Origin of the sequence: Pseudomonas cavernae (genome assembly GCF_003595175.1) — a bacterium.
GTDB lineage: Bacteria > Pseudomonadota > Gammaproteobacteria > Pseudomonadales > Pseudomonadaceae > Aquipseudomonas > Aquipseudomonas cavernae.
The window spans coordinates 2,087,972-2,102,612 of the sequence record NZ_CP032419.1 but is presented as its reverse complement, the minus strand read 5'-3'; the positions used below and the strand labels follow the sequence as shown (position 1 = coordinate 2,102,612).

General features: G+C 65.0%; 14 protein-coding genes and 1 pseudogene. 12 read left to right on the top strand and 3 right to left on the bottom strand.

Going from position 1 to position 14,641, the window contains the following annotated elements:
• Positions 1-36: 36 nt before the first annotated feature.
• On the top strand, positions 37-585 hold the full coding sequence (locus D3880_RS09725; protein ID WP_119895708.1) for an adenine phosphoribosyltransferase: 549 nt from the start codon (positions 37-39) through the stop codon (positions 583-585).
• Positions 586-859: 274 nt separating this feature from the next.
• Positions 860-1,699, top strand: a complete 840-nt coding sequence (locus D3880_RS09720; RefSeq protein ID WP_119893267.1) for a metal-dependent hydrolase — start codon at positions 860-862, stop codon at positions 1,697-1,699.
• Positions 1,700-1,926: 227 nt separating this feature from the next.
• Here D3880_RS09720 and D3880_RS09715 read toward each other — a convergent pair whose 3' ends face one another.
• Positions 1,927-2,643, bottom strand: coding sequence for a TetR family transcriptional regulator (locus D3880_RS09715; protein ID WP_119893266.1), 717 nt, complete (start codon positions 2,641-2,643; stop codon positions 1,927-1,929).
• 116 nt (positions 2,644-2,759) lie between these two features.
• Between D3880_RS09715 and D3880_RS09710 the strand changes: the two genes are divergently transcribed.
• Positions 2,760-4,301 carry a flavin-containing monooxygenase gene (locus D3880_RS09710; protein ID WP_119893265.1) on the top strand — a complete coding sequence of 514 codons (1,542 nt, stop codon included), beginning with the start codon at positions 2,760-2,762 and terminating at the stop codon, positions 4,299-4,301.
• A complete protein-coding gene (locus tag D3880_RS09705; RefSeq protein WP_119893264.1) occupies positions 4,298-5,179 on the top strand; it encodes an SDR family NAD(P)-dependent oxidoreductase in 882 nt (293 codons plus the stop codon). Before D3880_RS09710 ends, D3880_RS09705 begins: the two co-directional genes overlap by 4 nt.
• A 52-nt stretch (positions 5,180-5,231) precedes the next feature.
• On the opposite strand, the gene D3880_RS09700 is transcribed toward D3880_RS09705, so the two are convergent.
• Entirely contained in the window at positions 5,232-5,516 is a 285-nt protein-coding gene (locus D3880_RS09700; RefSeq protein ID WP_119893263.1) for an antibiotic biosynthesis monooxygenase, read from the bottom strand.
• A gap of 28 nt (positions 5,517-5,544) precedes the next feature.
• Positions 5,545-6,270, bottom strand: a complete 726-nt coding sequence (locus D3880_RS09695; RefSeq protein ID WP_119893262.1) for an SDR family oxidoreductase — start codon at positions 6,268-6,270, stop codon at positions 5,545-5,547.
• Between the two features lie 307 nt (positions 6,271-6,577).
• Between D3880_RS09695 and D3880_RS09690 the strand changes: the two genes are divergently transcribed.
• From D3880_RS09690 to D3880_RS09655, 8 genes and pseudogenes are all read left to right on the top strand, one after another.
• Positions 6,578-7,507, top strand: coding sequence for an AraC family transcriptional regulator (locus D3880_RS09690; RefSeq protein WP_119893261.1), 930 nt, complete (start codon positions 6,578-6,580; stop codon positions 7,505-7,507).
• A 4-nt stretch (positions 7,508-7,511) separates the two neighbouring features.
• Positions 7,512-7,844 (top strand): annotated as a pseudogene (locus D3880_RS09685) (FAD-dependent monooxygenase); the annotation flags it as partial.
• Between the two features lie 296 nt (positions 7,845-8,140).
• Complete coding sequence (locus D3880_RS09680) at positions 8,141-9,049, top strand: glutamate/aspartate ABC transporter substrate-binding protein (RefSeq protein WP_119893260.1); 909 nt, start codon at positions 8,141-8,143, stop codon at positions 9,047-9,049.
• Between the two features lie 187 nt (positions 9,050-9,236).
• Positions 9,237-9,983 carry an amino acid ABC transporter permease gene (locus D3880_RS09675; RefSeq protein ID WP_119893259.1) on the top strand — a complete coding sequence of 249 codons (747 nt, stop codon included), beginning with the start codon at positions 9,237-9,239 and terminating at the stop codon, positions 9,981-9,983.
• Complete coding sequence (locus tag D3880_RS09670; RefSeq protein ID WP_177412167.1) at positions 9,980-10,648, top strand: amino acid ABC transporter permease; 669 nt, start codon at positions 9,980-9,982, stop codon at positions 10,646-10,648. Before D3880_RS09675 ends, D3880_RS09670 begins: the two co-directional genes overlap by 4 nt.
• Positions 10,645-11,379 carry an amino acid ABC transporter ATP-binding protein gene (locus D3880_RS09665; protein WP_119893257.1) on the top strand — a complete coding sequence of 245 codons (735 nt, stop codon included), beginning with the start codon at positions 10,645-10,647 and terminating at the stop codon, positions 11,377-11,379. The genes D3880_RS09670 and D3880_RS09665 overlap by 4 nt, the downstream gene beginning before the upstream one ends.
• A 68-nt stretch (positions 11,380-11,447) precedes the next feature.
• Positions 11,448-12,536, top strand: a complete 1,089-nt coding sequence (locus D3880_RS09660; protein ID WP_119893256.1) for an asparaginase — start codon at positions 11,448-11,450, stop codon at positions 12,534-12,536.
• A gap of 176 nt (positions 12,537-12,712) precedes the next feature.
• Complete coding sequence (locus D3880_RS09655) at positions 12,713-14,620, top strand: sensor histidine kinase (RefSeq protein ID WP_119893255.1); 1,908 nt, start codon at positions 12,713-12,715, stop codon at positions 14,618-14,620.
• Positions 14,621-14,641: the final 21 nt, after the last annotated feature.

Here is a 14,641-nt window from a genome sequence, read left to right as displayed (position 1 = left end):
TGTTTCCTCGCCCGTCTGCCGCAGGACCCCGCAACCATGATCTTCGACGAATTCAGCATCAAAACCCTGATCCGCCCAGTGCCGGACTTCCCCAAACCCGGCGTGGTGTTTCGCGACATCACCCCGCTGTTCCAGTCGCCACGCGCCCTGCGCATGGTTGCCGACAGCTTCATCCAGCGTTATGTCGAGGCCGACTTCAGCCATATCGGCGCCATGGACGCCCGTGGTTTCCTGATCGGTTCGATCATCGCCTATGAGCTGAACAAGCCGCTGGTGCTGTTCCGCAAGCAGGGCAAGCTGCCCGCCAAAGTGCTCAGCGAGGGTTACCAGACCGAGTATGGCGAGGCCTTCCTCGAAGTGCATGCCGACAGCTTTTGCGAAGGCGACTCGGTGCTGATATTCGATGACCTGATCGCCACCGGCGGCACCCTGCTGGCGGCCGCCAAGCTGGTGCGACGCATGGGCGCCAGCCTGTTCGAGGCCGCGGCGATCATCGACCTGCCGGAACTCGGCGGCTCAGAGAAGCTGCAGGACATCGGCATCCCCACCTTCACCCTCACCGCCTTCGCCCTCGACGAACGTTGAACACCCGGGCCGCCGCCCGGCGGCCCCACCCCCTCCGCGTTACCCTGCTGTTCTGCTGTCGCGCCTGCCTGCATCTCCCCGAGCCGTTACCCACAGCTGGCCGTCTGCTACCCGGACGCCCACGCACGAGGCACAACCCGCCAAAAGTTGGCCGCGGGAATTGACGACTTACTCGATAGTGACATCACGCAATGACATGGTTAGCACCGTCATGGCCACGCCCACAACAAGAACAGCGGCACCCGATTTGCCGCCACGAATCGAGGACTTCGTCATGTCGACTACTGCCGCGGCCAAACCGCAGCCCAGCGCCAGCTTCCCCGTACGCCGGATGGATTTCAGCTTCAGCGACACCAAGAAGTACTGGTGGGGCGACGAGCCGTTCATGACCCACTTCATGAACAACCTGTCGTCACTGTTTCCCTATGGCGAGAAGTTCTTCGTCGACAGCGTGCGCGCCGTACGCGAGCGGATCACCGATCCACAACTGAAGAAGGACATCAGCGCCTTCATCGGTCAGGAAGCCATGCACTCCAAGGAGCATGCGACCTACAACGATTACGCGGCGGAACACGGCATCGACCTGGAAAAGCTCGAGCTGCGCATCAAGGTCCTGCTGGAATGGGTGACCAAGGTGTTCACCAAGAAGCAATGCCTGGCCGCCACCTGCGCCCTGGAGCACTTCACCGCGACCATGGCCGAGCAGCTGCTCAAGCGCGAGGACCTGACCACCCAGATCGACGACCCGAAGATGTATCAGTTGTGGATGTGGCACGCGATCGAGGAAAACGAGCACAAGGCGGTCTGCTACGACGCCTATCAGGCCATCGGCGGCGGCTATTTCATCCGCACCATCACGATGCTGTTGACCACGGTGATCTTCCTCGGCGTGATCGGCTGGTTCCAGCTGCATCTGCTGCGCAAGGACGGCCAACTATTCAACTGGCGCGCCTGGAAACGCGGGCTGACCACCCTGTTCAGCCCGCGCAACGGCTTCTTCACCAAACTGATCGGGCCGTACCTCGATTACTACCGCCCGGGCTTCCACCCGTACGATCACGAAACCAAGACCCTGGAGAAAACCTGGCGGCAGCGCCTGGGCTTCAGCAACTGATCATCGTCACAACCCAAGTTGGCGGCGTCGCCTTCCCCAAGGCGGCGCCGTCTTTTTTGTTTCCGCGGGTTGGGCAGAACGCAGAGCGCCAAGGCCTGCACCTGTAGGTTGGTGTTGAGCGCAGCGATACCCAAGGATTGGCCGATCGGGCTGTACAAGGCTTGGCGCTGCAACGATGGGTATCGCTACGCTCCACCCATCCTACGAACTTTCAGCAACCGACTCCGTCAAGACAAGCGCAGCTGCCCCAGTCCCTGTAGCACGCTGGCGCCGGTGAACAGCATGACGATCTCCTCCTCGGCCAGCGCGCAAATCGCCGCGCGCCGTTCAGGCTGGCCGATGTAGTCGAGCGACACCTGGAACAGGTTGCGGCTGACCAGGCTGGAAATCTGCAGCACTACCGGCTTGCTGACCAAGGCCGGCAGCAGCTTGAACTCGAAGATGTCCTCGGCCATGTCGGCAGCGAACTCGTCCATCACCTCCTGCAACGCCGCGCGTAGCACTAGCGAGGCGCCATGCAGTTCGCGTACGCCGATGATGAAGGCTTCCGGATGCGCCTCGACGAAGGCGAAGAACAGCCGCACGGTTTCATGGCAGACCCGCCGCCCTCGATTGAGGTCGATGCCGAACAGCTGCGGCGATGTGTCCTTGGACTCGCTCACCGCCCGCTGCGCCGCCTCGCGGCGCAGGTCGCGCAGCGGCTGGCGCAGTTGCACGGAAATATCGCGGATCACCGCCATGCCGAGATCGTCCACATCCTTGAAATGGCGATAGAAGGTGTTCGGGTTAAGCCCCGCCTCGCGCGCCAGTTCGCGCAGGCCGAGGCTGCTCAGGCTGCGGCTGGTCGAGGTCAAACGTAACGCCGCCTCCATCAGCAGGCGCTTGCCGGGAGCATCGCTGCTTCTTTCCCGCGCAGAGGGGGTGTCGTTGACCTCAGTACCCATGACTAACCCTACCTAAGGTTGGCTTGTGGCGGTGTGCCTTGCCGGCGAGTATACAGATGTCTACTTTGGTATACAGATGTATACGCCGGCAATAAGCATAACAGGAGCTTGGCCATATGAATGCGCCCGTGTCACCCCGCAGCACTGCTCGCCACTGCAAGATCGCCATCATCGGCAGTGGCTTTTCCGGCCTTGGCATGGCCATCCGCCTGAAACAGCAAGGCGAGGACGACTTCCTCCTGTTCGAGAAGGAAGGCGGCGTCGGCGGCACCTGGCGGGTCAACAACTACCCGGGCTGCGGCTGCGACGTGCAATCGCACCTGTACTCCTTCTCCTTCGAGCCGAACCCGAAGTGGACGCGGATGTTCGCCAAGCAGCCGGAGATCCAGAGCTACCTGGAAGGCTGCTGGGAGAAATACCGCCTGCAGGACAAGACCCTGCTGGGCAGCGAAATCACCCACCTCAAGTGGGATGAACTGCGGGAGCTGTGGCACATCACCGATGCCCAGGGTAACCAGTACAGCGCGCAGTTCGTGGTCTCCGGCATGGGCGCCCTGTCCACCCCGTCGATTCCCAAGCTCAAGGGCCTGGAGAAGTTCAAAGGCACCGTCTTCCACTCGCAGCAGTGGAACCATGACTTCGACCTCACCGGCAAGCGCGTCGCCGTGGTCGGCACCGGCGCCTCGGCGATCCAGTTCGTCCCGCAGATTCAGCAGCAGGTCGCCCAGCTCGACCTCTACCAACGCACCGCGCCGTGGATCATGCCCAAGCCGGACCGCGCCATCAGCGAGCGCGAGCGCGCCCGCTTCAAGCACTTCCCGCTGGCGCAGAAGCTCTGGCGCGGGCTGCTCTACACCATGCTGGAAAGCCGGGTGATCGCCTTCGCCCCACGCCTGCTCAAGGTGGCCCAGACCGTTGGCAAGCTGTACATCAACAAGCAGATCAAGGACCCGGTCCTGCGCGCCAAGGTCACCCCGGACTACACCATGGGCTGCAAGCGCGTGCTGATCTCCAACGACTATTACCCCTCGCTGGTCCAGCCGAACGTCAGCGTGATCACCGACGGCGTGCAGGAAATCCGCGCGGGCAGCATCGTCACCGCCAATGGCCAGGAGCGCGAGGTCGACGCCATCATCTTCGGCACCGGCTTCATGCCCAGCGATCCGTTGCCGCGTGGCGTGGTGTTCGGTCGTGACGGCGTCGACCTGCTCGACACCTGGCCGCAAGGCCCGGAAGCCTACAAGGGCACCTTGACCGCCGGCTTCCCCAACCTGTTCTTCCTCATGGGCCCGAACACCGGCCTCGGCCACAACTCGATGGTCTACATGATCGAGTCGCAGATCCACTACGTGCTCGGTGCCCTCGACCTGCTCGACCAGCGCCAACTGCGCAGCCTGGAGGTCAAGCGCGAGGCGCAGGACAAGTTCAACGCCAAGCTGCAGGGCACCCTCGGCAGTACGGTATGGAACGCCGGTGGCTGCATGAGCTGGTACCTGCACCCGGTGAGTGGACGCAATTGCACCGTGTGGCCCGGCTTCACCTGGCGCTTCCGCATGCTGACGCGCAACTTCGACCCAGCCGCCTATCATTTCAGCCGCGAGCACGCCGCACATTCCGCCCAGAGCTATGCCATCAGCGCCGAGGAGGCCACCGCATGAAGTCGTTCGAAAATAAAGTCGCCGCCATCACCGGCGCCGGTTCCGGCATCGGCCGCGCCCTCGCCTACCGCCTGGCCCGCCAGGGCTGCCACCTGGCGCTGGCCGACGTCAACGCCGAAGGCCTCGCGGAAACCGCCGAGCAGGCGCGCAAGCTGGGCGTCAGCGTCACCGATGCGCGGGTCGACGTGTCCGACCGCGAAGCCGTACACGCCTGGGCCGAGCAGGTGGTGCAGGAGCACGGCCGGGTCAACCTGATCTTCAACAACGCCGGCGTGGCCCAGGGCGGCACGGTGGAAGCCAACGACTACACCGACTACGAATGGATCATGAACATCAACTTCTGGGGCGTGGTGTATGGCACCAAGGCCTTCCTGCCGCACCTGAAAGCGTCCGGCGAAGGCCATATCGTCAACGTCTCCAGCGTGTTCGGGCTGTTCGCCCAGCCGGGGATGAGCGCCTACAACGCCACCAAGTTCGCCGTGCGCGGCTTCACCGAGGCACTGCGCCAGGAGCTGGACATGGCCGGCAACGGCGTGTCGGTCAGCTGCGTGCACCCGGGCGGAATCAAGACCAACATCGCCAAGACCGCGCGGATGAATGACAGCATGGCGCGCGTCACCGGCCAGGGCGTCGAGCAGGCGCGTCAGCAGTTCAATGATCAATTGCTGCGCACCACGCCGGACAAAGCGGCCCAAGTGATCCTGGGCGGCGTGCTGCGCGACAAGCGGCGCATCCTGATCGGCGCCGATGCCTGGGCACTGGACGGCATGCAGCGCGTGCTGCCGACCCTGTACCAGCGCCTGGTGGTCGGCTCGATGCGCCTGGCATCACGCTTCGCGCCGAAGAAGTCAGGCAAGGCGCAGGCCGCCGCCGAGTAATAGTCCGGCACCGAAAAGCCCCGGCTGCGTGAGCACCGGGGCTTTTTCATGGTCATCCATGTTCGTCCGATTGGCACTCCAGGCTGCCAAGCAGTCCATCGCGCAGCAAGCCACTGAACATCTCCTGCAGCAGCGGCGCGGTGAAGAACCTCTGGCGCGCCGCAAGCGACTCCCAACTACCCTGCAACCGCCACACCCCGCCCGGCAGCGGCTCGACGTTGAACGCCAGGCAGCCCGGCAGCCGCGCGACGGGCTCCTGCAAATCGCGCAGGTAGGCACCGAGTTGCGTCGAGCGCCCGCGGCAGGCGCGGACGTAAGCCAGATGATGGGTCGTCATGACGATCTCCTGGTCGGACAAGGGCTGCTTAGTAAGGGCTGGCAGTCGGCCGCACGATCAGCTCGCTGACATCGACATCCGCCGGTTGCTCGACGGCGTAGGCGATGGCGCGGGCAATCGCATCGGGGGTCAGGGCGATCTTGCGGAACTCCTGCATCGCCCCGCGGGCCAGCGGATCGGAGATGCTGTCGGCCAGCTCCGACTCGACCACGCCCGGCGACACCAGGGTCACGCGGATATCGCCGCCGACTTCCTGACGCAGACCCTCGGTGATCGCCCGCACCGCGTACTTGGTCGCGCAGTACACCGCACCGGTCTGCACCACGCTGTAAGCGCCAATCGAGGCGATGTTGACGAACTGGCCGCTGTGCTGCTTCTGCATGACCGGCAGCGCGGCGGCGATGCCGTGCAACACGCCGCGGATGTTGACGTCGATCATCCGGTCCCACTCGTCCACCTTCAGCGCCTCGAGTTTGGATAGCGGCATGACCCCGGCGTTGTTGAGCAGCACGTCGATGCGGCCGTAACGCTCCAGAGCGAAATCGATGAAGGCCTGGGTGTCCTCGCGGCTGGTCACGTCGAGGCGGCGGAACTCGGCGGTGCCGCCGGCGGCGCGGATTTCCGCGACCAAGGCTTCCAGGCGTTCGGTACGCCGCGCGCCGAGCAACAGCCGGGCGCCTTTTTCGGCCAGCAAACGTGCGCTGGCTTCGCCGATACCGCTGCTGGCGCCGGTGATCAGAATGACTTTGTTCATGCTTGCATCCTCGGGGTCTGGGGTCGGCTGCGTGGTGCGCCGCTACAGGTCCAGAGGCTACGGGGATGGCCGCCCGGGCGTTAGCCGGTTACTGCCGCATTCTTGCCTGATACTGCTTTTGTGCAATCGAGCCGTCGAACCACACGGCGGCTCACGCATACATCGCTTAGATCAAGCCAAGCCACTGAACATGGGCGTTTTTCCCAAAGCTGGCGAATTCTTGCCTGATCCTGCGGATGTTGATTGGGCAACGCAGACTTGCCTGAAAAGCCGGACTAAGCTGCAGCATCCTTTAGAGGTATCCGCCATGACCACGCTCGTTGCCCAGCCCGCTACTGCCGATCCCGCCCTCGACCAGCGCCAGGCCGAACTGGTCGCGCTGCTGCGCCGCCTGACCCCGGAAGAAGGCATCCACGAGTCGGCCATTCCCGGTCTGGCGCTGGTCCGTGGCGACCAGCCGACCCTGCCGATGCCGGTGCTGTACAAGCCGAGCCTGTGCGTGATCGCCCAGGGCCGTAAGGAGATACAGCTGGGCGAGGAGCGCTTCTTCTACGACCCGCTCAATTATCTGGTGGCCTCGGTGACCCTGCCGGTGTGTGGCCATGTGGTCGAAGCCTCGCCGGAGCAGCCCTACCTGAGCCTGCGCCTGGATTTCGACGCCACCCAGATTGCCCGCCTGATCGCCGATGCCGGGCCGATCGGCGTGCCCAATGCCGGCCCGGCACGCGCGCTGTACCTCGACCGCCTCGACGTGACGCTGCTCGATGCACTGATCCGCCTGGTGCGCCTGCTGGAAACGCCGCGCGACATTGCCATGCTCGCCCCGCTGATCCAGCGCGAGATCTTCTACCGCCTGCTGCACAGCCCGCAGGGGCAGATCCTGCACGAGATCGCCCTGGCCGACAGCCAGGGCCATCGCATCGCCCGCGCCATCGACTGGCTGAACCAGAACTACAACCAGCAACTGCGCATCGACGAGCTGGCGCGCACGGTCAACCTGAGCGCCTCCACCCTGCACCACCGCTTCAAGGCGGTGACCGCGCTCAGCCCGCTGCAATACCAGAAGCAGCTGCGCCTGCAGGAGGCGCGACGGCTGATGATCACCGAAGGCCTGGAGGCCTCGGCGGCCAGCTACCGGGTCGGTTACGAAAGCCCCTCGCAGTTCAGCCGCGAATACAGCCGCCTGTTCGGCGCCCCGCCGCTGCGCGACCTGGCACGGCTGCGCAAGCAGGCCTGAGCGCGGCGACGCCGCGCGCATCGTCTCGCCCACCGGCGCCAAGGGTCTGAACCTGGCGGCCAGCGACGTCAACACGCTGTAGCGCATCCTGGTCAAGGTCTACGCCGAAGGCCGCAGCAAGCTGCTGGAGAAATATTCGGAAATCTGCCTGCGGCGGATCTGGAAGGCCGAGCGCTTTTCCTGGTGGATGACCTCGCTGCTGCACCGCTTCCCCGATACCGATGCGTTCAGCCAGCGCATGCAGCGCACCGAGCTGGACTACTACGTCGGCTCGCTGGCCGGGCGCAAGACGATTGCCGAGAACTATGTCGGTCTGCCCTACGAGGCGATCGACTGACCGAGCGGGTATTGGCGGGGGAGCGATCCCCCGTTTTTTCGTCGGGCCCGCGTGAGCGTTCGGGAAACCGAACGAATGATCCCGGAAAAATTCGGCAGACCGGACAGACGCCCGCCAAGGCTCCTCGAGAAATTTAATAAACTCTTTTAATTTCAACAAGATGAAATAAAAGCACGCAAGCCAAAAAGGCTGGCATGCAATCTGCTCTTAGGCAGGGGACGAATGCGAACAGGCACCTGAAGCATTTCAGCGCAGCTGGCGTATTCCCTAAAAACAACAAGCCGAGGACTAGATTCATGCGCATCCTTCCCCAACTCCTGGGCGCAGCCGTCGCTGCCGCCCTGTTCTCCACCACCAGCGTCGCCGCCGAACTCACCGGCACCCTGAAGAAGATCAAGGACAGCGGCACCATCACCCTCGGCCACCGCGACGCCTCGATCCCCTTCTCCTACCTCGGCGCCGAGCCGGGCAAGCCGGTCGGCTACGCCCATGACCTGCAACTGCAGGTGGTCGAGGCGCTCAAGCAGGAGCTCGGCCTGCCGGAACTCAAGGTGCGCTACAACCTGGTCACCTCGCAGACCCGCATTCCGCTGGTGCAGAACGGCACCGTCGACCTCGAATGCGGCTCGACCACCAACAACCTCGAGCGGCAGAAGCAGGTGGACTTCTCGGTCGGCATCTTCGAGGTCGGCACCCGTCTGCTGACCAAGAAGACCTCCGGCGTCAACGAGTTCACCGACCTCAAGGGCAAGAACGTGGTGACCACCGCCGGCACCACCTCCGAGCGCCTGCTCAAGAGCATGAATGCCGAGAAGCAGATGGGCATGAACATCATCTCGGCCAAGGACCACGGCGAGTCGTTCCTGATGCTGGAATCCGGCCGCGCGGTGGCGTTCATGATGGACGACGCCCTGCTCTACGGTGAAATGGCCAAGGCCAAGCAGCCCGACGCCTGGGTGGTGGTTGGCGAGCCGCAGTCCTTCGAGATCTACGGCTGCATGCTGCGCAAGGGCGACCCGGCGTTCAAGCAGGTGGTCGACAAGGCCATCAACGCGACCTACGCCTCCGGCCAGATCAACGCCATCTATGCCAAGTGGTTCACCCAGCCGATCCCGCCGAAGAGCCTCAACCTCAACTTCCAGATGAGCGACGAGCTGAAGAAGCTGATCGCCAACCCGACCGACAAGTCGGCCGAAGAAATCTGACAGGCACTCGGCGCGGGCAAGGCTTTTGCCCCCTCTCCCGTTTACGGGAGACGACTGCATGGCTGCAGGAGGTAGGGCGACTCAGGATGTCAAAGCCGAGGGCTGGGGAGAGGGTAAGTCCGCCCTCTCCCCCGGCCCCTTACCCCCTGCCTTCACCCGTGAACCGACCGATTGAGGGAAACCCCCAATGAACTACAACTGGGACTGGAGCGTGTTCTTCAAGTCCACCGGGATCGGCGATGAAATCTACCTGGACTGGTTCTTCACCGGTCTCGGCTGGACCCTCGCCGTCGCCCTGGCGGGCTGGATCATCGCTCTGTTGCTGGGCTCATTGCTCGGCGTGATGCGCACGGTGCCGAACCGCTGGATTGCCGGCATCGCCACCGCCTATGTGGAAGTGTTCCGCAACGTGCCGCTGCTGGTGCAGCTGTTTCTCTGGTACTTCCTGGTCCCCGACCTGCTGCCCGAGCCGCTGGAACTCTGGTTCAAGCAGGACTTGAGCCCGGCCACTTCGGCCTATCTCTCGGTGGTGTTGTGCCTCGGCCTGTTCACCGCCGCGCGGGTCTGCGAGCAGGTGCGCACCGGCATCCAGGCGCTGCCCAAGGGCCAGCTGGCCGCCGGCTACGCCCTCGGCTTCCGCCTGCCGCAGGTCTACGCCAACGTCCTGCTGCCACAGGCCTTTCGCATCGTCATCCCGCCGCTGACCTCGGAGTTCCTCAACATCTTCAAGAACTCCTCGGTGGCCTCGCTGATCGGCCTCATGGAACTGCTGGCGCAGACCAAGCAGACCGCCGAGTTCAGCGCCAACCTGTTCGAGGCCTTCACCCTGGCGACGCTGATCTACTTCACCCTGAACATGGGTCTGATGCTGCTCATGCGCCTGGTGGAGAAGAAGGTCGCGGTGCCCGGCCTGATCGCCGTGGGAGGTAAATGATGGACTTCAGCGCTATCGTCCCGGCGCTGCCGGGGCTCTGGGAAGGCATGCTGACCACCCTGCAGCTGATGGCGCTGGGCGTGCTCGGCGGCGTGGTGCTCGGCACCCTGCTGGCCTTGATGCGCCTGTCGCACAACAAGCTGCTGGCCAATATCGGCGCCACCTACGTCAACTACTTCCGCTCCATCCCGCTGCTGCTGGTGATCACCTGGTTCTACTTCATGGTGCCCTTCCTGCTGCGCTGGATCACCGGCGAGGACACCCCGGTGGGGGCGTTCACCTCGTGCCTGGTGGCCTTCATGATGTTCGAGGCGGCGTACTTCTGCGAGATCGTCCGCGCCGGCATCCAGGCCATTCCCAAGGGCCAGATGGGCGCCGCCCAGGCGCTGGGCATGACCTACGGGCAGAGCATGCGCCTGATCATCCTGCCGCAGGCGTTCCGCAAGATGACTCCGCTGCTGCTGCAGCAGAGCATCATCCTGTTCCAGGACACCTCGCTGGTCTATGCCGTCGGCCTGATGGACTTCCTCAACGCCGCCCGCTCGCGCGGCGACATCATCGGCCAGGCCCATGAGTTCCTGATCTTCGCCGGCCTGGTCTACTTCACCGTCAGCTTCGCCGCCTCGCAGCTGGTCAAGCATCTGCAAAAAAGGTTAGCCGTATGATCTCGATCCAGAACGTCAACAAGTGGTACGCGGACTTCCAGGTGCTGACCGGTTGCAGCACGCAAGTGGCGAAAGGCGAAGTGGTGGTGGTGTGCGGGCCGTCCGGCTCGGGCAAGTCGACCCTGATCAAGTGCGTCAACGCCTTGGAACCGTTCCAGCAGGGCGACATCGTGGTCGACGGCACCTCCATCGCCAACCCGAAGACCGACCTGCCCAAGCTGCGCTCGCGGGTCGGCATGGTGTTCCAGCACTTCGAGCTGTTCCCGCACCTGTCGATCACCGAGAACCTAACCATCGCCCAGACCAAGGTGCTCGGCCGCGGCAAGGACGAGGCCACCGAGAAGGGCCTGGCCCTGCTCGACCGCGTCGGCCTCAAGGCCCATGCGCACAAGCACCCGGGCCAGCTGTCCGGCGGTCAGCAGCAGCGCGTGGCGATCGCCCGCGCACTGGCCATGGACCCGGTGGTGATGCTGTTCGACGAACCAACCTCGGCGCTCGACCCGGAGATGGTCAACGAGGTGCTCGACGTGATGGTCCAGCTCGCCCAGGAAGGCATGACCATGATGTGCGTGACCCACGAGATGGGCTTCGCCCGCAAGGTGGCGAACCGGGTGATCTTCATGGACAAGGGCCAGATCGTCGAAGACTGCGACAAGGAAGAATTCTTCGGCGATGTCACGGCGCGCTCCGAGCGTGCCCAGCAGTTCCTCGCCAAGATCCTCCAGCACTGATGCCACCCCGGCCTGACCTGCCCAGGCAGGCCGGCCCAACCGTCCCCCCCACAGAAGAGAAACAAGAGATGAAGGACGTTCTGCATTCATTCGCCCCCGGCGTACTGGCTCTGCTGTTCCTGCTGCCGCAAGGCGTGCAGGCCAAGGAAGTCGCCGCGCCACAGCAGCTCGCCAACGTGGTGATCCTCGCCACCGGTGGCACCATCGCCGGCGCCGGCGCCAGCGCCGCCAACAGCGCCACCTACCAGGCGGCCAAGGTGCCGGTCGAGCAGCTGATCGCCGGCGTGCCGGAGCTCAAGCAGCTGGCCAACGTGCGCGGCGAGCAGGTGTTCCAGATCGCCTCGGAAAGCATTTCCAACGACAACCTGCTGCAACTCGGCAAGCACGTCGCCCAGCTCGCCGCCAGCGCCGAGGTCGACGGCATCGTCATCACCCACGGCACCGACACCCTGGAAGAGACCGCCTACTTCCTCAACCTGGTGGAGCGCACCGACAAGCCCATCGTGGTGGTCGGTTCGATGCGTCCGGGCACCGCGATGTCCGCCGACGGCATGCTCAACCTGTACAACGCGGTGGCCGTGGCCAGCGACCAGAGCGCCCGCGGCAAGGGCGTGCTGGTGACCCTGAACGATGAGATCCACGCCGGTCGCGACGTCAGCAAGTCGGTGAACATCAAGACCGAGGCGTTCAAGAGCCCATGGGGCCCGCTGGGCATGGTGGTGGAAGGCAAGAGCTACTGGTTCCGCCTGCCGGCCAAGCGGCATACCGCCCAGTCCGAGTTCGACATCGCGAAGATCTCCAGCCTCCCGCGCGTGGACATCGCCTATGGCTACGGCAACGTCGACGACACCTCCTACAAGGCGTTCGCCCAGGCCGGCGCCAAGGCCATCATCCACGCCGGCACCGGCAACGGCTCGGTCGCCTCACGGGTGGTGCCGACCCTGCAGGCCCTGCGCAAGGACGGCCTGCAGGTCATCCGCTCCTCCCACGTCAACCAGGGCGGCTTCGTCCTGCGCAACGCCGAGCAGCCGGACGACAAGAACGACTGGGTGGTGGCCCACGACCTCAACCCGCAGAAGGCGCGCATCCTCGCCTCGGTCGCCCTGACCAGCACCCAGGACAGCCGGGAGCTGCAACGGATCTTCTGGGAATATTGACCGCCGCTGTTCTCGTAGGATGGGTCGAGCGAAGCGATACCCATCACCGCCCTCGATGGGTATCGCGGGGCTCGACCCATCCTACGGAACCTCCCCTCTCCCATTCATGGGAGAGGGGCCGGGGGGAGAGGGAAAACGGCAACACCGCACCAACTGGCCAGCCCCGGACAACTGTGATGCAATCCCCCTCCACCCCTCTTCGCGCGCTGCCCGCCCTGCCGACCGTGAAGCCACGCCTGCTCCGCCGCCTGCTGCTGCCCATGCCGATCATCCTGCTGATGCTCGCCTGCGGTTACGCCGCCTACTACCTCAGCGAACAGGCCGGTATCCGCGCCCTGGCCGACAACGGCGAACGCCAGCTGGAGCTGCACGCCCGCGCGGTGGAAAGCGAGATCAGCACCCACACCTACCTGCCCAGTCTGCTGGAACTGGAAGCCAGCGTCAGCCGCCTGCTGGTGACCCCCACCGACTACCGCCGCGAACGGGTCAACGCCTACCTCGAAGGCCTCAACCAGCGCAGCGGCAGCCGCGCCATCTATGTGCTCGACACCAGCGGCCGGGTGATGGCCACCAGCAACTGGCGCGATGCCGACAGTTTCCAGGGCGAGGATCTGTCGTTCCGCGCCTATTTCCGCGACGCCATGCGCGGCCAACCCGGGCGCTTCTACGGCGTCGGCAGCACCACCGGCGAGGCTGGCTACTACCTGGCCCACGGCCTGCGCCATCATGGCCGGATCATCGGCGTGGCGGTGGTCAAGATCCGTCTCGACCCGCTCGAGCAACGCTGGGAACGGGCGCGCCTGGAAGCCTTCGTCAGCGACGAGAACGGCATCATCATCCTCTCCAGCGACCCGACCCGCCGGCTCAAGGCCGTTCAGCCGCTCAGCACAGAAACCCGCGCACGCCTGGCCAGCAGCCTGCAATACCACTGGACCCGCCTGGATGAGTTGCAGCCGCAGGCCCGCCAACCCTTCGGCAGCGCGGAATTGCTGACCCTGCCCGGCAGCGACCCGAGCGATGGCGCGGCCCGGCCGATCCGCTACCTGGCGCAGAGCCGCCGGCTCAACGACACGGCGTGGACCTTCAACCTGCTCACCCCGGTGCAGGACGTGCGCCGCGAGGCCATCAGCCACGGCATGCTGGCGGCGGTCGCCTTCGCCCTGCTGGCGTTCCTGCTGATCGCCTGGAACGAACGGCGCAAGGTGCTCGCCACTCGCCTGGCCGCACGCGAAGCCCTGGAGCAGGCCAACAACCAACTGGAACGCAAGATCGCCGAACGCACCGCCGACCTGCGCGCCAGCAACGAACGCCTGAAGGCGCAGATCCGCGAGCGCCGGCAGGCCGAGGAAAACCTGCGCAAAACCCAGGACGACCTGGTCCAGGCCGGCAAGCTGGCGGTGATCGGGCAGATGTCCACCAGCCTCGCCCACGAGCTCAACCAGCCGCTGGCGGCGCTGCGCACCCTCTCCGGCAACAGCGTGCGCTTCCTGGCGCGCGGTAACCTGGCAACCGCCAGCAGCAACCTGCAAACCATCAACGAGCTGGTCGACCACATGGGCCGCATCACCGCCAGCCTGCGCGCCTTCGCCCGCCGTTCCGACGACACCGGCGCCGCCCAGCTGGGCAAGGCGGTGGACGCCGCGCTGTTCCTCCTCCGCCCGCGTCTGGAGCGCACGCCGCTGACCATCCACCGGGCCTTCACCGACGCCCGCCTGGCCATCGACCAGACCCGTCTGGAGCAGATCCTGGTCAACCTGGTCGTCAACGCCATCGACGCCATGAGCGCGCAGAGCGACCGCCAGCTGTGGCTCGAAGGCCAGGCCCACGACGACTGCTACCAACTCAGCGTGCGCGACAACGGCCCCGGCATTCCGCCCTCACTGCGCGTGCACCTGTTCGAGCCGTTTTTCACCACCAAGCCCGGCGAACAGGGCCTGGGCCTCGGCCTGACCCTGTCCGCCAGCCTGGCCGCCGCGGCCAGCGGCAACCTCAGCGTGCAGCACCCGGCCGCAGGTGGCACCGCCTTCGTCCTGAGCCTGCCGCTGCTCGCCCCATCCCCAGTCGAGAACCCTCACGATGAATGAGCCGCTGACCGTCCTGATCGT